Below are 21,973 nucleotides of genomic sequence, written 5' to 3'. Positions count from 1 at the left end.
TTTTTTATGGTGTTGGGCAAGCGGGGAGGGCGTTGCAAGGGGTGTGCCTAGTGGCAAAAGGTACGGTTTAGAGGGGCTGTGCGAGGTGTTGGGGCGTTGGTTGGATCCAGGTTGGTGCCTGATGGAATTGTGTGCACAGGATTGGGGCCGCGGTGCGGCCCATCGCGACACAAGGCCGCTCCCACAGGGATCTCGCCAGCTTTTAGAAATTGAGCAAGACAGTTGCTCCCACATCGGACGGCGTACACCGTGCCTTCTTGGGAGCTGCCCCCGAGGCCATCAGCCGTTACGCACGGCCGTGCGGGGATGGCGCCTGCTGCGTACGAGCTGGTAGGTCACCGCCAGCACCACAAACCAGATCGGCGTCACCACCAGCGCTGAACGGGTATCCGCTTCCAGGCTCAGCAACACCAGGATGAAAGCGAAGAACGACAGGCACACGTAGCACATGAAGCGCCCACCCGGCATCTTGTAGTTCGATGCCTGGTGCAGCGCCGCGCGGTCTTTGCGGTACTTCAGGTATGACAGCAGAATCAGCGTCCACACGAACATGAACAGTACCGCCGACACGGTGGTGACCAGGGTGAATGCCTCGACCACGTTCGGCACCAGGTAGATCAGCACCGCACCGAGCAACAGGCAGGTGCACGAGAAGTACAGGCCGTTGGCCGGCACCGAACGGCTCGACAGTTTTTCAAAGGCCTTGGGCGCGTCACCTTCCTGCGACAGGCCGTAGAGCATGCGGCTGGTGGAGAATACGCCGCTGTTGGCCGAGGAGGCCGCCGAGGTCAGCACCACGAAGTTGATGATGCTCGCTGCCGCCGGCAGGCCTGCCAGCACGAACAACTCAACGAATGGGCTCTTGCCTGGCACCACGTCGCGCCACGGGGTCACGGCCATGATCGCGATCAGCGCCAGCACATAGAACACGATGATGCGGATCGGGATCGAATTGATCGCCCGCGGCAGGGTGCGTTCCGGGTTCTTCGCTTCGGCGGCAGTGGTACCCACCAGCTCGATGCCGACGAAGGCGAACACGGCGATCTGGAAACCGGCGAAGAAGCCCATCAGGCCATGGGGGAACATGCCGCCGTCATTCCACAGGTTGGCCAGCTGGGCGGTGCGCCCGCTGGGCGAGGTGAAGCCGGTGATGACCATGTACAGGCCGGTCGCGACCAGACCGAGGATGGCAACGATCTTGACCAGGGCGAACCAGAACTCCATTTCGCCGAACATTTTTACGGTGACCAGGTTCAGCGACAGCAGCAGCCCTACGCAGGTCAGCGCCGGTATCCACTGCGGCAGGTCGGGGAACCAGAACTGGGTGTAGGCGGCGATCGCGACCACGTCGGCAATGCCGGTGACCACCCAGCAGAACCAGTAGGTCCAGCCAGTAAAGTAGCCGGCCCAGGGGCCGAGCAGGTCGGCGGAAAAGTCGATGAACGATTTGTAGTTCAGGTTCGACAGCAGCAGTTCGCCCATGGCGCGCATGACGAAGAACAGCATGAAGCCGATAATCATGTAGACGAAGATGATCGATGGCCCGGCCAGGCTGATGGTCTTGCCTGAGCCCATGAACAGACCGGTACCGATCGCGCCGCCGATGGCGATCAGCTGGATGTGGCGGTTGGTCAGGTTGCGTTGCAGGTGCGGTTCATCTGTCGCTATGGGTGAGGTTTGCGTCATAGGCTGCATTCCCTTGTAAAGGCCAGTCTTCTTGTCAGAGGTAGCCGGCTAGGCTAACACGCGCGTTCCAGTTCGGGGCGCGACAGATCGACTCTCTATTTGCAGCTCAGCATTTGGCCTGTACCGGCCTCTTCGCGGGTAAACCCGCCCCTACAAAGGCAACGCGGTCCCCTGTAGGAGCGGGTTTACCTGCGAAGAGGCCAGCACAGGCAACACAAGGCTCAAGCGCTGGCCAAGACCCTGCGGCGCCTCACCACCAAACTATCCACCCCCCACATCCCCACCATCGACACCCCTACCAGCGGGAACATCACCCCCAGCACCAGCATCACTGCCACCGCCGCCTTCCAGCGTGGCAGGTCATGACGCAAAGGCGGTACGCCCAGGCCGCCGTCCGGCCGGCGCTTCCACCACATCACCAGCCCGCTCATCGAACCCAGCAGGATCATCAGGCACACCAGCAGGATGATGATCTGGTTCAGCGCCCCGAACATCTTGCCTTCGTGCAGCATCACGCCCAGCTCGGTGGCGCGGGCAACCGGGCTGTAGTCCTGCCAGCGCACATCGGCCAGAACCTTGCCGGTGTATTGGTCGACATGCAGGGTGGCGTCGTTGCGCGGGTCGTCGGCGAACACGGCAATGGTGAACACCCCGTCGGCAGTGGTGGGCAGGGTAATGCTGTAGCCCGGCTCGACCTGACGCGAAGTGGCAATGTCTTCGACTTGCTGCACGCTCACCTGGGGCGCTGCGGGCAGGTCCGACATCATGTGGTGCCCGCCGTGCTCGGCGTGTGCACCGGACTGTGGCATCGGCGTGTTTTCCATGGCCCAGGGTACGGTCTGGCGGTGTGCGCTGTTCAGCTCACGCGCCTGCTGGTCCGACTTGGGCACGTCGTTCCACATGGCTGCCGGGAAGCGGTTCCACAAATCAGCGTACTGCTTGCCCCACAAGCCGGTCCAGGTCATGCCGCTGATCAGCATCAACAACAGCAAGGCCGAACCCCAGAAACCGGTTACCGCGTGCAGGTCACGCCAGAGCAGCCGGCCGCGTGCCGTCAGCCGCGGCCAAAGCACGCCAGCGCCACTGCGCCCGCGCGGCCACCACAGGTACAGGCCCGATACCACCAGCACGATGCCCCAGCCCGCCGCCAGTTCCACCAGCCGGTCACCGACCGTGCCGACCATCAGCTCGCCATGCAGGGCGCGGGCGATGGCCTGCAGGTTCTGCTTGCCGTCCTGTTCGCCGAGGACCTTGCCGCTGTATGGGTCGACGAACACGTTCAGTTCGCGCCCGCCGTTATGCACCACGAACTGCGCACTGCGCGCGGCGTTCAGTGGCGGCAAGTACTGGGCGATGTGGCCCTTTGGGTAGGCTTGGCGCACTTCAGCCAGCATCGTGTCTGCGCCCTGCCGGTGCTGGCCGGCCTCGACCACCATCAGGTCGCGGTACAGCAGCGGGTCAAGCTGGGGCTTGAACAAATAGATGATCCCGGTGATTGCCAACAGGATCATGAACGGGGCCACGAACAGCCCCGCATAAAAATGCCAACGCCAGGCCAGGTTATAGAAAGAGACGCGTGTTCCTCTCATGGGAACCTCCTTTTTTGACCAGCTGAAAGGCGCAACCGAAGCTGCGCCCGTTGTTGTCAGAAGCTGAAGTCGACCTTGGTCCAGAAGGTCCTGCCTGGCTCGTTGACCGGCTGTGGATCTGTAGCCGGGTAGCCGAACCCGGCGTTCCCGGCCAGGTTCAAGTGCTCGGCGTAGGTTTTGTCGAACAGGTTGTCGACCCCTGCGCTGAGCTTGAGGTTGTTGTTCACCTTGTAGGTGCCGTTCAGGGAGAACACGCCGAAGCCGGCGCTCTTGTCGTAGTCCTTGCCGACGACGTTCCCTTGGTTTTCGGCAATGCGGTTCTGCGCCGCCACCAGCCGCCACAGTGCGCCGACGCTCCACACATCGCGGCTGTAGGTCAGGCCCAGGCGGCTTTCCAGGGGAGGCATTTGAGGTAGCGCCTTGCCGTCACTGCTGTTCTTGCCCCAAGCGTAGGCAAGCGTGGCGTCGGCCTTCCAGTTGTCAGTCAGCTGGTAGGCGGCGCCCAGTTCGCCACCCATGATGCGGGCGTCGATGTTCTGCGCCTGCGAGGTGCTCATGCCCATCATGCCGGTGCGGTAGTCGAACAGGATGTAGTCGCGAATCTGCCCGACATAGCCCGAAGCCCAGGCCTCCAGGCGCTCGGTGCGGTACTGGATGCCGAAGTCGAGCTGGGTGGTTTTCTCTGGCTTGATGCCGTCGAAGGCGTTGGCTGCCCCGGCGGGTGCCAGCTTGGGTGAGAACAGCTCCCAGTAGTCGGGGAAGCGCTGGGCGTGGCCGAGGCCGATGTAGGTGGTGGCTGGAATGGCTGCAAGGTCGTGCTCGTAGCGGATGAAACCGCTCGGCAGGGTGTCGGCACGGGTGTCGCCTTCGGTGGCGCTGGTTTTGCGGAAGTCACGCGCCGAGGCGCGGTCCAGACGGGCGCCGGTAATCAAGCGGTCCTCGCCGCTGACGTACCAGGTCAGTTCGCTGAAGGCGCCGTAGTTGTGGAAGTCGGCGTCCTTGGTCCAGGCTTGGCCCTTGTGTGCGTCCACACCCATACCGCCACGCTTGCGATGTTCGTTGGTTTGCGCGTCGATGCCGCTGATCAGCTGCACGTCGGCCCAGCGCCAGGTGGCCTTGATGCGTGCACCCATGGTGCGGCGGTCGACGTTGCTGACCATCGGCATGCCCATCATGCCGCTACCCGACGGCGTGCGCAGGCTGTAGTTGTCCATCACATGGTCGGCGTAGTTGTAGTAGACCTGCGCCTCGACTTTGTCGAGCACCTCGCCGAGGTTGGACTTTTCAAAGCGCAGGCCCAGGCTTTCGCGCTTGAACTGCGAGCCGTCCATGCCGCGCCCGGCGTAGCGGGCTTCGCCATCACCCTTGCCGGCCGTCAGTTCCAGCAAGGTGTCTTGGTCGGGTGTCCAGCCGAGGGCGACATCGCCGTTCCACTTGTCCCAGCGCGACGGCACGGTGTCGTTGTTGCCGTCGTGGTAGTCGTCCGAACGTGACTGGTTACCGACGAAGCGGGCATAGGCCTGACTGTTGCCAGCCGCGGCATCCAGCACCTTGTCGAAGCGGCCGTTGGAGCCGGCCAGCAGGCTTGCGTTGACGCGGCTGCCGAGGGTGCCGAATTTCTCCGGTTCGCGCTCGAAGAGGATGGTGCCCGCCGAGCCGCCGGGGCCCCAGATGACGCTCTGCGGGCCTTTGATCACGGTCAGGCGGTCGTAGGTTTCTGGCGAAATATAGGACGTGGGCGCGTCCATGCGATTGGGGCAGGCGCCAAGCATCAAGCCACCGTTGGTGAGGATGTTCAGGCGCGAGCCGAACATGCCGCGCAGTACCGGGTCGCCGTTGGTACCGCCGGCACGGATTGCCGAGAAGCCGGGGATGGTCTTCAGGTAGTCGGCGCCGTCGCTGGCCGGCACTGGCTGGCGCGGGTCTTTCGGGTTGGTGACCACGGTCAGCGGTGAACTCGGGGCCACGGCGGTGATCACCGTCGGGCTCAGCTCGGGTGCGTCGTGCACATGGCCTTCATGGCCAGGGTCGGCGGCCAGGGCCATGGGTGCGAGCAGCGAACCGCACAGGGCGGCGATGGTCCCACGCAGGGACAAGGCAAAAACAGGGGTGCAGCCGGACATAATGATTCCAGTCGATCAGTCATGAGTTAGCGCGAAGCCTCCTGGCTTCGTGCGCAAAATGTGGTTTCAGACGTTGATCGAAGAAGGCGGGGCGCGGCTGCGCGCACCAGGGAATACAGCCTGCCGGGCATGGCCCTGGTGCGTTGGCGCAAGCAGGTGGCTGGTGGGGACGATGCTGCCGGCGCTGAGCGGGCTGAGGGCCTGGGGCAGGGCCGGGCAGTTGAACAACAGGCTGCAGTAACCGCACTTTTCCCACATCACATGCAGCTGGCCATCGCCGCCGTGACCGTGGTGGGCGTCGCCGCCGTGCTGATGGGCAGCCGCCATCGGCATGTCCATCGGCATGTTCATGCCCGCGTGGTGGTCCATCGGCATCGACTGGGAAATCAGCGGGCCGATGAAGATCATCCACATGGCGAACAGGCTCAGCCATCCGCCACCGGCGCGCCTGAGGTCAGGGCGGGTGGTACGGCCGATGCTGTGGCGCGGCAGGCTCATGGCGCGTGCCTGTCAGCAGGTATCAGTGCGCGTGTTCGTGGGCTTGCGGCTGGTCCGCTGGCGCCTGCTTCTGCACGGCCACTTCGACGGTGATGTCGCCGGCCTTCTCGAAGTGCAGGGTCAACGGGAAGCGTTTGCCGTCGCTGAGCAGGCTACGGTCCTTGGGCTGCATCAGCATCACGTGGTAGGCGCCAGGGGCAAAGGTCAGGTCCTTGCCGGCAGGTACTACCACACTGGGCACCTGTTGCATCTTCATGGCGCCAGTGGCGCTCATGGCATGCTCGTGCAGTTGCGCGTCATCGCTGATGGGGCTGTCGACGCTGAGCAGGCGGTCATCGGCCTGGCCTTTGTTGTGCACCACGAAATACGCGGCGACGTTAGGCGCGTTGGGTGGCAACTGCAGCGACCACGGGTGAGCAATGTGCAGGTCACCCACGCTGTATTCGTGGGCATTGGCAAAGGCGCCAGGCAGCAGCAGGGCGGCCATGACGAGGGCGTGCTTGAGCATGGTGAATCTCCGTTTCCGTTCTGGTTCAGGCAGACAGCGTGATGAACTCAGGCTAGCGGAGAGGCACGAGGATTCAGCCCAGGCCAGAGCTGGCGGGGCGTGGGTGTGTACTTGGCAGGTGGCGGCAGCAGCCCGCTGAGCAGTGTCGGCGGGTTGTGCAACTGTGGCGGGTAGCCGGGCAGGGCCAGCAACGGCACGGCACCAGAACAGCACCAGCAGTTCATCATGCCGGCGCTGTCGTCACCTTGCGGGCCGAGGTCGATCTTGGCCAGGGCCTGAACGTCGACGTTGGCCTTGTTGGCCATGCTGGAACAGAAAGCCCCCCACAGCAGCTGCTCGGCCGGGCCCTTGGGCGCAGCAGAAGACAGCGGCATGGCCAGCAAGTTGAATAGCACTGCAAGGCAGGCTATCCAGGCAATGTGCCGACGTGGGGGCATGGAGAGATCCGGTCAGGAATCGTGGTGGCTATTGTAAGGCGGAGTATAGGTAAAAATGCCGGGGTGCGGTGAAGTGACGCAGGTGGCCTGGTAATGGGGGGGCTGCTGTGCAGCCCATCGCGACACAAGGCCGCTCCCACAGAATTGCGTCAGCCTCGAATACTGCGCTGTCCTGTGGGAGCAACTGTCTTGCTCAATTTCTAAAAGCTGGCGCGATCCCTGTGGGAGCGGCCTTGTGTCGCGATAGGGGCGCAAAGCGCCCCCGACACTCTCAAACCTTGTTGCGGCCCATCAACCCGCGCACGGTCTCTTGCAGGTCAGCCGGCAACACCACCACCTTGGCATTGCTGCTGCCCGCCAGGTTCTCCATCGCGCCCACATAGCGTTCGCCCAATAGGTACATCGCCGGTACGGTCTCGTTGCCCACCGCTTCCTTCACCAGCGAAATCGACCGCGCCGAGGCCTCGGCCAGGCTGATCTGCGCCTCGGCATCCAGCCTGGCCGCCTGCAAGCGCGCCTCTGCTTCGAGGATCGCCGCCTGTTTGGCCCCTTCGGCGCGGGTGACGTCGGCCTTGCGCTCACGCTCGGCTGCGGCCTGGCGTTCCATGGCCAACTGCATGTTTTCCGAAGGTTTGATGTCTTGAATTTCCACCGAGCGCACGGTCACGCCCCAGTCTTCGGTCTGCTCGGACATTGCATCGCGCAGACGGGCCTTGATCTGCTCGCGGCTGGACAGCGCCTCGTCGAGGTCCATTGCACCGACGATGGCGCGCAGCGAGGTCATGGTCAGGCTGGTGACGGCGAACGAGAAGTCCTGCACGCCATACGAGGCTTTCTGCGGGTCGACTACCTTGGCGAAACACAGGGCGTTGGCGACGATTACCGCGTTGTCCTTGGTGATGATTTCCTGCTGCTGCACATCGAGGATGATGTCCTTGGTCGGCAGGCGGTAGGCGACCACGTCCATGTAGGGGATGACAATGTTCAGGCCCGGCTTGAGGGTGCTGTGGTAGCGGCCCAGGCGCTCGACGATCCATTCCTCGCCCTGGGGCACGATGCGTACCCCCTTGAACACGGTGATCAGGACGAACAGGGCAATGGCGCCGACGACGATGAGGCTGGTCATGCTGCAAAATTCCTTTTAATGCGGATTCAGGCCCGGATAACGCGGGCGGTGTTCCCCTCGATGGCGGTCAGGCGTACCCGCTCGCCGGCAGCGATCTGGCCATCGGCGATGCAGGTCCATTCTTCGTTGCCGAGGATCGGCTTCTGGAAGCGTACGCGGCCTTTCTGGAACTCCGACACGGGAGCGGTCAGCAGGCCCACTTCGCCGATCACGCTGTCGGCGGTCCAGCGCACATCCGGCTGCTTGCGCCGAAACACTTTGAACCACAGCACAGTGGTGGCCGACGACAGCAGTACCCACAGCAGGACCTGCATGTCCAGTTGCAGGCTGGGTGCGGCGAGCGAGATAAGCGAGACCAGCACGGCGCCGATGCCGAACCAGAGTATGAAGAACGTTGGGAGGACCAGTTCAAGCAGGATCAGCGCGATGCCGAAGACCAGCCAGATCCACCATTGCATTTCCATATGGGTGAAACCTTCCGGGGGAGGGGCGTCGAGTTTAAGGCAGCAGAGCGGCAACGGGCCACTGGGTTAGTTGGAAGAAAAGTCTGAAATCTTTGTAGGAGTGCCTGTGTGTCGCGAAAAGGCAGCGCCTAGAGGGCGAGCGCTGTTGCCAGGTCCGCCAGTGAGTCGAATGTCCGGTCCACCTCCGGCAGTGTCGGACGTTTCAGGACAAGCACCGGCACGCCAAGCTCCCGTGCTACCTCCAGCTTCGGCTCGGTCGCCACACTGCCGCTGTTCTTGCTGATCAGCACATCGATGTGGCGGCGCTGGAACAACGCCCGTTCATCTTCGATATGGAACGGCCCACGTGCGCCAATCACTTCACAGCGCTCGTTGCCAGGGCACGCCTCCAGCGCACGCAAGGTCCAGAACTGCTCTGGCGGAATCTCGTCCAGGTGCTGCAGCGGCTCGCGTCCTAGCGTGAACAGTGGCCTGCGGAACGGCTTCAGTGCTTCGATCAACCCTGCCCAATCCTCGACTTCTCGCCAGTCGTCCCCTGCTTGCGCCTGCCAGGCGGGACGACGCAAGGCCCAGCACGGGATGCCGACGTTGCGTGCGGCGCTGGCGGCATTGCGGCTGATTTGCGCGGCATAGGGATGGGTGGCGTCGATCAGCAGGGTGATGCCCGCCTCGCGCAGGTAGCGGGTCAGGCCCTCGACACCGCCATAGCCCCCGACCCGCACCTGGCATTCCAAGCCCTGCGGCACGCGGCCGATACCGGCCAGGCTGTAGACATGTCGAGGCCCGAGTTGGCGGGCCATCGCCAGGGCTTCAGTGACCCCCCCCAGCAACAGGATGCGCGCAGTCATTGCACACCCGCCTGGCCGACGATGCCGCCTTGGCGGTCGATGGCGAACACCTCCACGTGCACCTGCGCCGGCACGACGCTACGGGCGAAGGCCAGGGCGTGGGCACACACCGCGTCACCCAGGGCAATGCCGGCCGCATGAGCCAGGGCGAGCGCTTGCTGGCTGGTGTTGGCACCGCTGATGGCAGCCTGCAACGCCTCGTCAGCGCCAATGTCTGCGGCCCAACCTGCCAGTTGCGGCAAGTCGATGCTGGAGTGACGACTGTGCAGGTCCATGTGGCCGGCGGCCAGTTTGCTGATCTTGCCGAAGCCGCCGCACAGGGTCAGGCGCGGCACCGGTACCTTGCGCAGGTGCTTGAGCACCGCGCCGACGAAATCGCCCATTTCGATCAGGGCGATTTCCGGCAGACCGTAGACGCGGCGCATGGTGTCTTCGCTGGCATTGCCGGTGCACGCGGCTATGTGCGTGTAGCCATTGGTGTGGGCCACGTCGATGCCTTGGTGAATCGAGGCAATGTAGGCCGCGCAGGAGAACGGCCGGACGATGCCGCTGGTGCCGAGGATCGACAGCCCGCCGAGGATGCCCAGACGCGGGTTCATGGTTTTCAGGGCCAGTTGCTCACCACCTTGCACATTGACCGTGACTTCGAAGCCGCCAAGGTAGCCGTACGCGTCGGCCAGGTGTTGCAGGTGTTCACTGATCATGCGCCGAGGCACCGGGTTGATGGCCGGTTCACCCACCGCCAGCACCAGCCCCGGCCGGGTCACCGTGCCCACGCCGCTGCCGGCGACAAAACCAATGCCAGGTTCCGCCAGCAGGCGCACCTGGCTATAGACCAGGGCACCGTGGGTCACGTCCGGGTCGTCACCCGCATCCTTGAGGGTACCGGCTTCGGCGCACTCGCCGATCAGGCGGCAGAATTCCAGGCGCATCTGCACGACCTTGCCTTTGGGCAGGGTGATGTCCACCGCATCATCACGCTGCCCGGTGAGCAGCAGCTTGGCCGCTGCCAGGCTGGTGGCGGTGGCGCAGCTGCCGGTGGTAAGGCCGCTGCGCAGAGGCGCGGGCTGTTCGCGGGTTTCTTCACGCATCGGCGGGTTTCAGTACTTCCAGAAGGGTGATCGGCAGCGCCTGGCGCCAGGTGTCGAACGCACCCAAGGGCTGGGCATGAGCGACATGGATACGGGTCAGCTCACCACCGTGCTGTTCGCGAAAGTGCGCCAGGGCCAGTTCGCTTTGCAGGGTGACGGCGTTGGCCACCAGGCGGCCGCCGGGGCGCAGGCTTGCCCAGCACAGGTCCAGTACACCTGCGCGGGTAACGCCGCCTCCGATGAAGATTGCATCCGGTTGCTCCAGGCCTTGCAGCGCCGCTGGCGCTTTGCCGCGAACCAGTTGCAGACCGGGTACACCCAATGCATCGCGGTTATGCTCGATCAAACCCTGGCGGCCTTCGTCGGCCTCGATGGCCAGCGCGCGGCATGCCGGGTGGGCACGCATCCATTCGATGCCGATCGAGCCGCAGCCCGCACCGACATCCCACAAAAGTTCGCCGGGTTGCGGTGCCAGGCGCGCCAGGGTGATGGCGCGGACATCGCGCTTGGTCAACTGGCCATCGTGCCGGTATGCGGCGTCTGGCAGCCCGGCCAGTCGGTGCAGGCGGGGCGCATCGGGCGTAGCCAGGCATTCGACGGCGACCAGGTTGAGCGCCGCGATACCGGTGTGCGGCCAGTCCTGGGCGGTTCCGGCCAGTGCACGTTCGTCCACGCCCCCCAAGTGCTCGAACACCTGCAGGCGGCTTGGGCCGAAGCCTTGCCCGCGCAGCTGCGCGGCAATTGCCGCCGGGCTGTCGCCATCGTTGCTCAGCACCAGCAGGCGCATGCCGCTGTGCAAGTGGGCATTGAGCGCTGCCAGGGGGCGGGCCACCAGCGACACCACCTGCAGGTCCTGCAGCGGCCAGCCCAGGCGGGCAGCGGCCAGGGCGCAGGAAGAGGGCATCGACAGCACGCGCATTTCTGCAGCAGGCACCTGGCGCGCCAGGCTGGCACCGACGCCGTAGAACATAGGGTCACCGCTGGCCAGCACGCACACCGGCTCGCCGCGCAGGTTCAACACCGGGGCCAACGAGAACGGGCTGGGCCAGGCCAGCTGTTCCGCGGTCACGCAACGTGGCAGCAAGGCCAGCTGGCGTGGGCTGCCGAAGACCCGCCCAGCGCCCAGCAGGGCGCGCCGGGCCTGTTTGCCCAGGCCGCTGAAGCCGTCTTCGCCGATGCCTACTACTGTCAGCCAGGGTGTCATGTATTTCGATCCGCCATTTTTGGGGCCGCTTCGCGCCCCTTCGCGGGCAAGCCCGCTCCTACAGATACAGGGCAGCCTGTGCAGCCTGCAGTGATCCTGTGGAAGCGGGCGAGCCCGCGAAGAAGGCGACGCGGTCCTGAATTTCTACTTAATCGCCGAGGATGCTCGACCACCGGCTTTTCATGCCGCCGGACAAAGCAGGCATAATACCGCGCCTTCTACACTCAAGCGCATTTTCACAGACTGCCGGATGCCCCTTTGACGCAGGCCCATGCCCCCCACGTATCGCCCCGCCCCTCGGCCTGCCCGGGGTTGTGGCGCATTGTCAGTGCCCGTGATGGCGGTATCTGCCGCATCAAGCTGCCGGGTGGCCTGCTGCTGGCCGAGCAGGCTGAAGCCGTGGCGGCGGCGGCGGAGCGTTTTGCTGGCGGCGTGATCGAGGCGACCAACCGTGGCAACCTGCAGATTCGCGGCATTGGCAGCGAGCATCGCGCTTTGGTCGAGGCACTGCTCGCAGCCGGCCTGGGACCACGCGATGCCGCGGGTGACGATGTGCGCAACGTGATGCTCAGCCCGCTGGCCGGGCATGACCCGCTCATGCTGCTGGACGCCCGGCCGCTGGCCGGGCAGATCCTCGACCTGTTGGAAGGCACCCCGCGCTTTCACCAGCTGTCGGCCAAGTTCGCTGTGCAGCTGGATGCAGGCGAGCGCCTGGCGATGCTCGAACACCCCCATGACCTGTGGCTGTCGCCCCTGCACCTGGATCAGCAGGCCTGGCTGGCGTTTGGCCTGGCAGGTTGCCCGGCAGAGGGCCAGGCGCTCGGTGCGGTGCCGCTGGCGCAGGGCCTGATGCTGGTGCGCGCCGTGCTGGAGCGCTTCCTCGATCTGGCATCCCCGACGCAGACGCGCATGCGCCAGCTGCTTGAGGTGTACCCGCCAGCTGATTTTGTCGCTGGGCTCGGCCTGGACATCCGCCGCGATGCCGCCGTGCTCACGTGGCGGCGTGAACAGCACCGCGCCTCGTGGTTGGGCAGGTTGCCCCAGGCGCAGGGTGTTGCCCTTGGCGTTGCCCCGCCGCAAGGCCGCCTGACCCCCGCGATGCTGCGTGGCGCCGCACGTATTGCCCGTGAAAAGGGCGATGCCAGCATGCGCCTTAGCCCCTGGCAAAGCCTGGTGCTGACCAACCTGCAAGCGCAGCACATCGATCAGGCCCTGGCCGAACTGTCTGCGCTGGGGTTGCTGTGCCACGACCGTGAACCCCTGGCGCGTATCAGCGCCTGCACCGGTGCCAGCGGCTGCGCCAAGGCCCTTGCCGAGACCAAGGCTGACGCCGTTGTCCTGGCCGCGCTGCTGGGCCCTGGCGTGCCGGCCAGCGTGCACCTGTCCGGCTGCCCCCGTTCCTGTGCTGTGGCCCATGTTGCCCCGGCCACCTTGCTGGCCCGTTCGCCGGGCCGTTACGACTTGTATCTGCGTGATGCGCGCCAGCCGGGTTTCGGTGCCCTGCGCGCCACCGACCTTACCTTGAATGAAGCAGGCGCCATGCTCGACCTGCCGACGGAGCACCTTGATGATTGACTACATCCGCGATGGTCAGGAGATCTATCGCAACTCCTTCCGGATCATCCGTGAGGAAGCCCGACTCGAGCGGATCCCCGCAGACCTTGAAAAGCTCGCCGTGCGCGTGATCCACGCCTGTGGCATGGTCGACGCCATCGATGGCCTGCAGTTCTCCGACGGTGCCGGCCGGGCCGGGCGTGAGGCGCTGCTCAACGGCGCGCCGATCCTGTGCGATGCGCACATGGTGGCCGAAGGGATCACCCGGGCCCGCTTGCCAGCTGACAACAAAGTCATCTGCACCCTGCGTGACCCCAGCGTGCCGGGCCTGGCCAAAGACGCCGGCAACACCCGCTCCGCCGTAGCACTGGAACTGTGGCGCCCTTACCTGGAGGGCAGCGTGGTGGTCATCGGCAATGCCCCGACTGCGCTGTTCTACCTGTTGGAAATGCTCGATGCCGGCGCGCCCAAGCCGGCGCTGATCCTCGGCTTCCCGGTCGGTTTCGTCGGCGCTGCCGAGTCAAAGGCCATGCTCGCCGCCGACAGCCGTGGCGTGCCGTTCGTGATCATGCAAGGCCGCCTGGGCGGCAGCGCGATGGCCGCCGCGGCGGTCAACGCCCTGGCCACGGAGGTGGAATGATGGCCCCGCGCGGACGACTGCTTGGCCTGGGCGTGGGCCCTGGCGATCCTGAACTGATTACCCTCAAGGCCCTGCGCCTGTTGCGTGAGGCACCGGTGGTCGGCTACTTCGTGGCCAAGGGCAAGCGTGGCAATGCCTTCGGCATTATCGAGGCGCACCTGCAGCCCGAGCAGACCCTGCTGCCGCTGGTCTACCCGGTCACCACCGAAGTGCTGCCGGCGCCGCTGTCCTATGAGCAAGTAATCAGCGACTTCTACGACGAAGCCAGCGTACAGGTGGCCGAGCACCTGGATGCCGGCCGCGACGTGGCGGTGATTTGCGAAGGCGACCCGTTCTTCTATGGCTCCTACATGTACTTGCATGACCGCCTGGCGCAGCGCTACGAGGCAGAAGTGATTCCCGGTGTCTGCTCCATGCTCGGTGGCGCTTCGGTGCTGGGGGCGCCGCTGGTGTACCGCAACCAGAGCCTGTCGGTGTTGTCTGGCGTGTTGCCCGCTGAAGAGCTCAAGCGCCGTTTGGCCGATGCCGATGCAGCGGTGATCATGAAACTTGGGCGCAACTTCCCCAAGGTGCGCGAAGTGCTGGCCGACCTGGGCCTGGATGGGCGTGCGCTGTATGTGGAGCGGGCAACCATGGCCAACCAGAAGATCGTGCCGCTGGACCAGGTCGACCCGCAGTCGTCGCCGTACTTCTCGCTGATCATCGTGCCGGGGGAAAAATGGCAGGGCTGAACATGCACAGGGCCCCGGCCATCGTCATTCTCGGCCCGGGCAGCCTGACGACGGCGCAGCGTATCCAGGCCTGTTATCCGCAGGCCACGATCCATGGCCTCGAGGGGCGTGTCGAGGGTGCGGACCAGTCGTACGTGTCGTTCGGCGATACCCTGCGCGGGTTGTATCAGCAAGACACGCCGATCATTGCGTTGTGCGCCGCGGGTATCGTTATCCGTAGCCTGGCCGCTCTGCTCAGCGAGAAGGGCAGCGAGCCGCCGGTACTGGCCGTGGCCGAGGATGGTAGCGCGGTAGTGCCGTTGCTCGGAGGCCTCGGTGGGGTGAACGTGATGGCGCGGGAAATCGCTGATGTGCTGGGCGTTTCCGCGGCCATCACCACCAGTGGCGAGCTGCGCTTCGGTACTTGCCTGCTGAACCCGCCGCAGGGCTATGCATTGGCCGATATCGAGCAAGGCAAGCGCTTTGTATCCGACCTGCTGGCGGGTGAGTCCGTGCGTATCGAAGGTAACGCACCGTGGCTGCAGCTGGCGCAGTTGCCCGCCAGCGAAGCGGCGCAGCGCACCATCCATGTGGGGCATCAGGCGCGCCCGGCCAACCGCGACGAGCTGCTGATCCACCCGCGCCAGGTGGTCGTGGGCGTTGCAGGTGGCAATCTGCACAGTATTCGCGCAGCACTGCAGCAGGCCGGCATCGCCGAGCCCTCGGTAGCCTGCGTGCTGGCAGACGAGCGAACCATGGCCGACAGCGCGTTGCACGAAGCTGCGCAGGCCCTGGGTGTCCCTTTGCGCTTCGCCCCCCGCTCTGGCGATGTGGCCAGCATGGTCGCTGCGGCGGTGCCCGATGCCGAGTTGATAGCGCTTGAAGAAGTCGTGGTCGCGGTGGCGCCTGCCCCGGTCGACGTGGCGCAGGTCGGCCGCCGTCGCGGTCGCCTGGCGGTCATCGGCCTTGGCCCAGGTGCGGCGGAACTGATGGTGCCGGCGGTCAAGGCCGAACTTGCGCAGGCCGAAGATGTGCTCGGTTACGAAACCTACGTGCGCATGGCTGGCCCGTTCCGCGACGACCAGGTGCTGCACTGCACCGACAACCGCGAAGAGATGCAACGCGCCCGACATGCCTTCGAACTGGCGGCCCAAGGCCGTTCGGTGGTGGTGGTGTCGTCAGGTGACCCGGGCGTTTTCGCCATGGCCGCTGCGGTGCTCGAAGCATTGCACGAATCCAGCGACCCCACCTGGCACCGCGTTGACCTGCAGATCTTGCCGGGGGTTTCAGCCTCGCTGGCAACCGCCGCCCAAGCAGGTGCACCGCTGGGGCATGACTTCTGCGTGATGTCGCTGTCGGACAACCTCAAGCCCTGGTCGATCATTGAAAAGCGCCTGGACCTGGCTGCCCAGGCCGACCTGGTGCTGGCCTTCTACAACCCGATCTCCAAGGCCAGGCCGCACCAGCTCGGTGTCGCCCTGGAGGTTGTGCGCCGCCACCGTGACGGGAACACGCCTGTAGTCCTTGGCCGTGACATCGGTAGGCCGGGGCAGACGCTGAAGGTAGTCACCTTGGCCGAACTGCTGCCAGAAATGGTCGACATGCGCACCATGGTGCTGGTTGGGTCTTCCACTACCTGCACTTTCGACCGCGCAGCGGGTGGGGTTTGGGTCTATACCCCGCGCTGGTATGGCGCAAAGCCGTAAGCGGCGGCAGCGTGGGCAGATGAGGAACTGCTTCGTGGCAGATTGAGGTAAAGGTCACAGGTAGGTTTGCGGCTGGAGCTATTTGGCTCCAACCGTACCCTTCCTGGAGACCTTTCCCATGACGACCGATAAAGAGAAGCTTCAGCTTCAGGTTCTGCCGGACAAGAATCTGTTCGTGTTCCCCGACCTGATGGGTGAGCAAAACCGCGATGCTGCAAAGGCTTGTCATGCCCTGGCCACGCAAGGTGCCAACAAGCAGCATGACCCTATCCGTGAAACGCAACTCTGGTTCAAACACTACATCTACCTGATGTCCAAGATGGGCTGGGCGCCGACCAATGTCGATGTACAGCAGGTCACTGAACGCAATATGCGCCTTGAGGTCAGCAACTTGCTGGGCAAGGGCCTGCAGGCGGCATATGGCGTTTTCACTGGCGATGTGGCAACCGCCCTGGACAATCTCGGCAAAACGGTTGTTTCAGCCTTGGCCGCCAGCACCAAAAACGTCGAGTTGCTCGACCGCAAGTCGGTCGAAGATGACCGAACCGGGCTGAGCCTTGCCAAGTGCGAGCAAACGGACGGCGGCCAAGTGGCGATGCTGGTCAGTGCGATCCAGACCGACGCCAAGCCTGACAAGGCTGCCAACTATCTGCTGGTCAAGTGGGAAAGCAACGGTACTTCCAACTTTGCTTGTGGTGCGGTGTTGAATTTCGATAAGCGCCAATACGACAAAGTTCGCGCCATTGTAGAAACCAAACTTGACGACAATGCCCTGCAGGTCCTGCTGGCACTGGAACTCTGACGATGAAGTTGGCCTGTCGACACGGCGTCGACGGGCCTGGAGGGCATACTGATGCACGCCAATTACACGTTATGGTTGAACGGCAATAGCTTGGTATTGATCGACAACAATGTCAGTGCTTCACGAGCAGAAGCACTGTTGGATGTTCAACTGGCAGCCTACCTGACCGCTAGCAAGGGTCACGCCCTTCAGGACGCTGAGTGGCACAAGGAGTATCTGCGAATTCAGGGTAACTTCGGCTGCACTGTCGCGACCTTGCATTCCGGCGCCGTGCCTGCTGCACCCGCAGTGGCCTGTGAACCGTGGAGCATGTTGCGGGCCAAGCTCTTGGCAGGTGTGCCCAGCGCCCTGCAGGGGCCGGTAGCCACATGCCTCGACGCCTATTCCGCCCAACCCGACGGTGCCATAGAACAGTTGTTATGGGCCGAATGTGTTCGGCCCCCGGACGATAAAGGCATGAGCCATGTACGTATGGAGTTGCGCCTGATACTGGCCGATTCAGGGGTCATCAGTACCGAGTTGGGCTTTAGCACAACAGAGCATCTGGGGATGGATTGGCTGTGGCAGCCGCTGAATCTTGCGAGTGCCCATGCCGCTCAGCAGTTCGATGCCAATTATTTCACCCATGAAAAAGTGATCAGTTCGATAAGTACGGGCTTGCATGACGCTATCAAGGTCAAGCAATTGCAGTACCGCAGCCAGGTCAAACGTGCGACAACATCAGGAGTCGAAGATGAGTGAGTTCAATCAAGGTGCCGCCAGTGGCAAACTCGTCCACAGCAGCCTGCTGTCATTCTTGCCAGGTGTTAGCCGCGAAGCCCGTGACGACATCCTGCTGGCCAATGCGTTTGCCCAGCAAGTTGCCTGGGGGGACTTCAACGAAGGCCTGGAGCCGGACTGGTTCAGAAACTACTGGCGTAACCTTGCGTTTCTGGGCTTTGATGGCAAGCTCGCGCCCACGGCGACTCGACCGGGGCCGGACAGGGCCAGCCTTGCCGAGCAGGCGCTTGCCCAGATTCGTCAGAAAGGCTCCGCCGGTCATTATCAATCTGCCCAGTCGTCGCTTCAGGCACTGCGCAATGACAGCCAGGCATTGACCGCGTTTGAATCCAGGGCAGTCTCCAAAGCGGTCGGGCGCTTTCAGTTGCTGCCTTGCTCACAGCAGTCGAGCGGCTTCATCGACATGGTGTTGGTGCATATGGAAATGTCGATGAAAAAGACCTCCAAGGGCTTCTTGTTCATGCAGTTGAACAGTGAAGTAAAACTCCTGGACATGCGTGTCGAAGTGATCCACTTCAACTTGCAGGGGTTCCGCGAAGACTACCGCAAGCGGGCCCAGGCCAGTGTCGACAAACAAAATGGCAAGGCGATCCTTGAGCTGCAGTTGTAGGCCTGCGGCCTACCGGCCTGGACAGCTTAGGCTCTGCACCCTAGGGCAGCAGGTAACCGCGAATCCCGGTAAAGATGATCTGTGCTGCCAGGGCACAGACGAATAGCCCCATCAGGCGGCTGACGATTTGCAAACCCTGGTCACCGAGCAGGCGCTCGATACCGTGCGATAGATACAGCACCAGCCCTACGGTAAAGCTGGCCAGGGCAATGCTGACGATGGCCAGCAGTTTTTCATCCCAGTGCGGCTGGCTCACCCCCATCACCAACAGGGCACCGATGGTACCGGGGCCAACGGTCAGCGGAATGGTCAGCGGTACGATGGTCACATCCTGCTGCACGTTGTCGGCCTGTACCGCCGGCTTGCCCTGGGCCATGCCCAGGGCTGAAATGAACAGCACGCTGCCGGCACCGATGCGGAAGGCATCGGCGGTGATGCCGAAAATGCCGAAGATCGCGCGCCCGAACAGGTACAGCATCACGCTGGCGACCAAGGCTGCGAACGCGACCTTCCAGGCCAGTTGCTTGCGCTCCTTGCTGGAGTGGCCGCGGGTCAGGCTGATGAAACACGACAGCACGAAGAACGGGCTGTAGAGCACGAGCATTTTCAGGTAGACGCTGAACAACTCATGGAGCATGAGCAGTGTTCCTTGGGTGTATGCCGGCGCGGCCTTGTGTCGCGAGGCCGCTCCTGCAAGAGCATTGGATATCGGTCAGGACGTATGTGCCGGGTCCACCTTGGCTTCCCGGTGATTGGCCCAGTATTGAATCAGCTCGCGCAACTGCGACAACTCCACTGGCTTGGCCATGTGTCCGTCCATGCCTGCCAGCCGCGCGCGTTCCTTGTGTTCGGCCAGGATGTGCGCAGTCAGTGCCACTACCGGCGTGCGCTGGCGCTGGTTGTCAGCTTCCCAGGCACGCAACTGCTGAGTGGCCGAGAAGCCGTCCAGTATCGGCATCTCGCAGTCCATCAACACCAGGTCATAATGCTGCGCTTTCATCGCCTGCAAGGCCTCTTCGCCATTGCAGGCGGTATCGGGCTTGAGGTTGAGCTTGCCAAGCATGCTGCGGATCACCTTGGTCGAGATGCTGTTGTCTTCGGCGACCAGCACGCGGAAGTCGCCTGGCAGGTCCAGCGCCTGCGGGATGCCAGGCAGGCTGGCAGGTATCGCCTGTTCGCGGCCGCGCTGGGCCAGCTCCTCGGCCAGGGTGGTCTTCAACGTATAACCGGCCACCGGCTTGGCCAGTATTCGCTTGACCCCTGCGTTGCGCGCGATGACTTTGCTCGGCGCATTGCTGATGCCGGTGAGCATCACCACCAGAATGTCGTGGTTCAGGCTCGGGTCTTCCTTGATCTTGGCGGCCAGCTGCATGCCGGTCATGCCGGGCATGTTCTGGTCCAGCAGCACCGCGTCGAAGTAGTCGCGCAGGTGCGCCTTGGTGCGCAAAAGGGCCAGCGCCTCCTTGCCCGACGGCACCGCGCTGACGTTCATGCCCCAGGCGCTGCACTGCTGTACAAGCACCTTGCGGCACGTGTCGTTGTCGTCCACTACCAGCACGCGGGCATCGCGCAGCGGGCTGTCGAGGTCCGCCGGTGGCTGTTCCAGGCGTGAAGGGTCCAGCGGCAAGGTCAGCCACAGGGTGTTGCCCATGCCGGTGTTGCTCTTGATGCCGAACTCGCCCTGCATCAGACCGATCAACTGTTTGGCGATGACCAGCCCCAGGTGGCCGCCCAGCTTGTTGCTGGAAAGGAAGTGGTGGCTGTGCAACTCGGCCTGCAGCAAGGCTTCACGGTCGGCAGCGGGCAACGGTTCACCGCTGTCCTGCACGGCGATACGCAGGCGTGGCACCTCGCCGCGTTGATCCAGCGCCACCACCAGCAGGATCTCGCCCTGGTCGGTATTTTTCAGGGCGTTTTCCAGCAGGCTCGACAAGGCCTGGCGCAGGCGCGTCGGGTCTCCGCTGATAACCCGCGGTACTTGTGGCTGGGTGAAGCTGATCAGCTCGATGTTCTGTTGCTCGGCCTTGGCGCGGAAGATGTTCAGGCAATCCTCGATCAGCGCGTTAAGGTCGAACTGCACATCATCCAGCTCGATTTGCCGGGATTCCAGCTTGGAAATGTCCAGAATTTCGTTGATCAGCGTCAGCAGCTCGTTGCCGGCGCTGTGGATGGTCTGCACATAATCACGTTGCTTCACCGACAGCGGTGTACCCAGCAGCAGTTCAGTCATGCCTAGCACGCCGTTCATCGGGGTGCGGATTTCGTGGCTGATCTTGGCCAGGAACTCGGCTTTGGCGTTGATTTCCGCATCGCTGGCGGCCAGTGCACGGCTGGCGCTGAAACGCTCCTCGCTTATGCGCCGCAGCCGTTCACTGACCGCCAGGTTGAGCAGCAGGCCACTGACCACGGTCAGGCCCAGCAGGATACACAGCAGCCAGGGTGTCGAGGTGCGTGTCAGACCCAGCAGGGCTGGCAGCAGTACCAGGCCTCCGAGGTTGAACACCACCATGGCCAGGCTGAACAGGCGTCCGGGTGCATAACCCTTGAACCAGTGGTAGCTGCTGACCAGCAGCATGCTCACGCTGCCCAGCGCCATCAGGGCGTAGGTCATCAGGTTCAGTGGCAGAGTATCGACGAACAGCAGCACCAGGCCACTGAGCCCGACAATCAGCATCTCACCTTGCAGCAGGCGGTTAAGCCGTGGCGAATTGCACGGCGAAAAGAAATGTTGGGTGAAGTACAACCCGGACAGGCCGGCCAGGACCAGCGTCAGATAGGCGGCAGGCGTTTGCGCACTGTGCCACACATGCCACCAAGGGCCGCTGAGGTTCAACAGGATCAGGCCGCTGAGCAGCATCAGGCCGTGGTACAGCGCCAGGATCAGGGTGGTGCTGGAGCGGGTGTAGAGGAAGCGGATCAGGTTGTGCATGATCAGCATGATCAGGCCGCCGAACAGCATGCCGAACAGCAGCGGCTGGCGTTGATCCGAGGCTGCCTCGGCCGCAGGCTCAAGGCTGATGGCCGGACGCAGCTGGTGCTCTGAGACCAGGCGCAAGTAGATGTCCAGCGGTTGCCTGCTGTTGGGCAGGGGCAATACATGGTCGCTGCCACGCAGGGTCGGGCTGGCATTGCCGGCCTGGCGCCCGTGGTGCAGCTGACGCAGAAGTTGTTCGCCTTCGAGGGCGTAGAGGTCCAGGCCAGAAAGGTCCGGGGCAAATACCCGCAGCAGCTGCTCCTGGTCACCTGGTGCCAGACGATAGTGCAGCCACAAGGCCTGTCCAGCCGGGGCAGCATCAAGGTCGGCGAGAGGCAGTGGGCTGAACTGGTTGCGATAGCGCTCGGAGCGCACATCGCTCAGTTGCAGGTTGGCCTGTTCGTCGAGCAGAACGGTCCAGCCTCCGTCATGTTCGGCCGCAGCCGGAATCATGCAGAGCAGGGTCAGCAAGCTGACGATCAGAGCTGAGGCAATCCGAAGCCGACGCACTACGAAATCCCTTCTTGGCCGATGTGCCGGGTACTCACTATGCGCGGCGCGCCAAGTCGAAGGCAAGGCCCATTCCGGGCCCTGTCGACGAGCCGGATGCCGCAGGCTGAAAC

At 63.8% G+C, this 21,973-nt stretch carries 20 protein-coding genes; 7 read left to right on the top strand and 13 right to left on the bottom strand.

Going from position 1 to position 21,973, the window contains the following annotated elements; all coding sequences use genetic code 11:
* Positions 1-279: 279 nt before the first annotated feature.
* The 11 genes from cycA to cbiE form a co-directional block, all read right to left on the bottom strand.
* Positions 280-1,686, bottom strand: a complete 1,407-nt coding sequence (gene cycA / locus I8746_RS00400) for a D-serine/D-alanine/glycine transporter (RefSeq protein WP_003249645.1) — start codon at positions 1,684-1,686, stop codon at positions 280-282.
* 221 nt (positions 1,687-1,907) lie between these two features.
* Positions 1,908-3,275 carry a PepSY domain-containing protein gene (locus I8746_RS00395; protein WP_012053833.1) on the bottom strand — a complete coding sequence of 456 codons (1,368 nt, stop codon included), beginning with the start codon at positions 3,273-3,275 and terminating at the stop codon, positions 1,908-1,910.
* A 56-nt stretch (positions 3,276-3,331) separates the two neighbouring features.
* Entirely contained in the window at positions 3,332-5,398 is a 2,067-nt protein-coding gene (locus I8746_RS00390; RefSeq protein WP_221099796.1) for a TonB-dependent copper receptor, read from the bottom strand.
* A gap of 66 nt (positions 5,399-5,464) precedes the next feature.
* Complete coding sequence (locus tag I8746_RS00385; protein ID WP_003249651.1) at positions 5,465-5,896, bottom strand: DUF2946 domain-containing protein; 432 nt, start codon at positions 5,894-5,896, stop codon at positions 5,465-5,467.
* A 22-nt stretch (positions 5,897-5,918) separates the two neighbouring features.
* On the bottom strand, positions 5,919-6,404 hold the full coding sequence (locus I8746_RS00380; protein WP_004577044.1) for a copper chaperone PCu(A)C: 486 nt from the start codon (positions 6,402-6,404) through the stop codon (positions 5,919-5,921).
* Between the two features lie 47 nt (positions 6,405-6,451).
* Entirely contained in the window at positions 6,452-6,841 is a 390-nt protein-coding gene (locus I8746_RS00375) for a DUF2946 domain-containing protein (protein WP_012053831.1), read from the bottom strand.
* A 271-nt stretch (positions 6,842-7,112) separates the two neighbouring features.
* A complete protein-coding gene (locus tag I8746_RS00370; protein ID WP_012053830.1) occupies positions 7,113-7,967 on the bottom strand; it encodes an SPFH domain-containing protein in 855 nt (284 codons plus the stop codon).
* Between the two features lie 26 nt (positions 7,968-7,993).
* Positions 7,994-8,431, bottom strand: a complete 438-nt coding sequence (locus I8746_RS00365) for an NfeD family protein (protein ID WP_012053829.1) — start codon at positions 8,429-8,431, stop codon at positions 7,994-7,996.
* A 128-nt stretch (positions 8,432-8,559) separates the two neighbouring features.
* Positions 8,560-9,279, bottom strand: a complete 720-nt coding sequence (locus I8746_RS00360; protein WP_014754590.1) for a cobalt-precorrin-6A reductase — start codon at positions 9,277-9,279, stop codon at positions 8,560-8,562.
* Entirely contained in the window at positions 9,276-10,370 is a 1,095-nt protein-coding gene (locus I8746_RS00355; protein WP_014754589.1) for a cobalt-precorrin-5B (C(1))-methyltransferase, read from the bottom strand. The genes I8746_RS00360 and I8746_RS00355 overlap by 4 nt, the downstream gene beginning before the upstream one ends.
* A complete protein-coding gene (gene cbiE, locus I8746_RS00350) occupies positions 10,363-11,574 on the bottom strand; it encodes a precorrin-6y C5,15-methyltransferase (decarboxylating) subunit CbiE (protein WP_088513270.1) in 1,212 nt (403 codons plus the stop codon). The genes I8746_RS00355 and cbiE overlap by 8 nt, the downstream gene beginning before the upstream one ends.
* Positions 11,575-11,817: 243 nt before the next feature.
* Here cbiE and cobG point away from each other — a divergent pair, with 243 nt between their 5' ends.
* The 7 genes from cobG to I8746_RS00315 all read left to right on the top strand — a co-directional run bounded on the left by cobG (position 11,818) and on the right by I8746_RS00315 (position 18,376).
* The gene (gene cobG / locus I8746_RS00345) at positions 11,818-13,149 is read left to right on the top strand and encodes a precorrin-3B synthase (RefSeq protein ID WP_221099938.1); all 1,332 of its coding nucleotides are present in this window, start codon (positions 11,818-11,820) and stop codon (positions 13,147-13,149) included.
* Complete coding sequence (locus I8746_RS00340; protein ID WP_003249670.1) at positions 13,142-13,768, top strand: precorrin-8X methylmutase; 627 nt, start codon at positions 13,142-13,144, stop codon at positions 13,766-13,768. The genes cobG and I8746_RS00340 overlap by 8 nt, the downstream gene beginning before the upstream one ends.
* Entirely contained in the window at positions 13,768-14,499 is a 732-nt protein-coding gene (locus I8746_RS00335; protein ID WP_026031823.1) for a precorrin-2 C(20)-methyltransferase, read from the top strand. The genes I8746_RS00340 and I8746_RS00335 overlap by 1 nt, the downstream gene beginning before the upstream one ends.
* Positions 14,487-16,184, top strand: a complete 1,698-nt coding sequence (gene cobJ, locus I8746_RS00330; protein ID WP_014754585.1) for a precorrin-3B C(17)-methyltransferase — start codon at positions 14,487-14,489, stop codon at positions 16,182-16,184. Before I8746_RS00335 ends, cobJ begins: the two co-directional genes overlap by 13 nt.
* A gap of 118 nt (positions 16,185-16,302) precedes the next feature.
* On the top strand, positions 16,303-16,986 hold the full coding sequence (locus I8746_RS00325) for a hypothetical protein (protein WP_014861023.1): 684 nt from the start codon (positions 16,303-16,305) through the stop codon (positions 16,984-16,986).
* 51 nt (positions 16,987-17,037) lie between these two features.
* Positions 17,038-17,727 carry a hypothetical protein gene (locus I8746_RS00320; RefSeq protein ID WP_088513268.1) on the top strand — a complete coding sequence of 230 codons (690 nt, stop codon included), beginning with the start codon at positions 17,038-17,040 and terminating at the stop codon, positions 17,725-17,727.
* Positions 17,720-18,376, top strand: coding sequence for a hypothetical protein (locus I8746_RS00315; RefSeq protein ID WP_014754583.1), 657 nt, complete (start codon positions 17,720-17,722; stop codon positions 18,374-18,376). The genes I8746_RS00320 and I8746_RS00315 overlap by 8 nt, the downstream gene beginning before the upstream one ends.
* A 40-nt stretch (positions 18,377-18,416) precedes the next feature.
* On the opposite strand, the gene I8746_RS00310 is transcribed toward I8746_RS00315, so the two are convergent.
* Positions 18,417-19,013: a MarC family protein gene (locus tag I8746_RS00310; protein ID WP_014592545.1), complete on the bottom strand. Its 597-nt coding sequence runs from the start codon at positions 19,011-19,013 to the stop codon at positions 18,417-18,419.
* Positions 19,014-19,088: 75 nt separating this feature from the next.
* Complete coding sequence (locus I8746_RS00305; protein WP_012053819.1) at positions 19,089-21,860, bottom strand: hybrid sensor histidine kinase/response regulator; 2,772 nt, start codon at positions 21,858-21,860, stop codon at positions 19,089-19,091.
* Positions 21,861-21,973: the final 113 nt, after the last annotated feature.

Source organism: Pseudomonas sp. USTB-Z, from assembly GCF_019691255.1.
GTDB classification, from domain to species: Bacteria; Pseudomonadota; Gammaproteobacteria; order Pseudomonadales; family Pseudomonadaceae; genus Aquipseudomonas; species Aquipseudomonas alloputida.
This window is presented reverse-complemented; position numbering and strand designations above follow the sequence as displayed.